Annotated in this window: 1 protein-coding gene; it reads left to right on the top strand. The window is 61.6% G+C overall.

Annotated features, from left to right (window positions below; all coding sequences use genetic code 11):
* Positions 1 to 763: FAD-dependent oxidoreductase (locus AC1DTN_RS37665; RefSeq protein WP_477925222.1), on the top strand; the 763-nt coding region annotated here is incomplete at both ends.

Genomic DNA, 763 nt, shown 5'->3' with positions numbered 1-763 from the left:
CACAAATGCCCGCACGCACGACATCATCCGCTCGGGTTTTGATCGGAGCCCGATGTTCACCGGGAAGATCGACGGCGTCGGCCCGCGCTACTGCCCGAGCGTCGAAGACAAGATCAATCGCTTTGCCGACAAGGAAAGCCACCAGATCTTTCTGGAGCCCGAAGGGCTGACGACCAACGAGTACTACCCGAACGGAATTTCCACCAGCTTGCCTTTCGACATCCAGTATCAGCTGGTGCGGTCGATGGCGGGCCTGGAGCACGCGCATATCCTGCGCCCCGGCTACGCCATCGAGTACGACTACTTCGATCCCCGCGAACTCAAGAGTAGTTTCGAGACGCGCGCGATCCAGGGGCTCTTCTTTGCGGGACAGATCAACGGCACCACCGGCTACGAAGAGGCGGCAGCCCAGGGCTTGTTTGCCGGCATCAACGCTGCGCTGCAATGCCGCGGAGAAGAGGCATGGTTGCCGCGCCGCGACGAAGCCTACCTCGGTGTGCTGGTGGACGACCTGATCACCAAGGGTGTGACGGAGCCTTACCGGATGTTCACCAGCAGGGCTGAATTTCGCCTGCAGCTGCGGGAAGACAACGCTGACATGCGGCTCACGGAAGCAGGGCGGAAGTTGGGCTTGGTTGACGACGCCCGCTGGGATGCGTTCTCGCGCAAGCGCGATGTTGTTTCACGTGAAACAGAGCGGCTACGTTCCATCTGGGTGAATCCCCGGAACCTTCCGCCCGCGGAGTCTGAGCGTGTCCTGGGC

It is taken from the genome of Rhizobium sp. 01T444 (genome assembly GCF_056398305.1).
The sequence above is the reverse complement of the archived record's forward strand: the minus strand, read 5'-3'. Positions and strand labels throughout refer to the sequence as shown.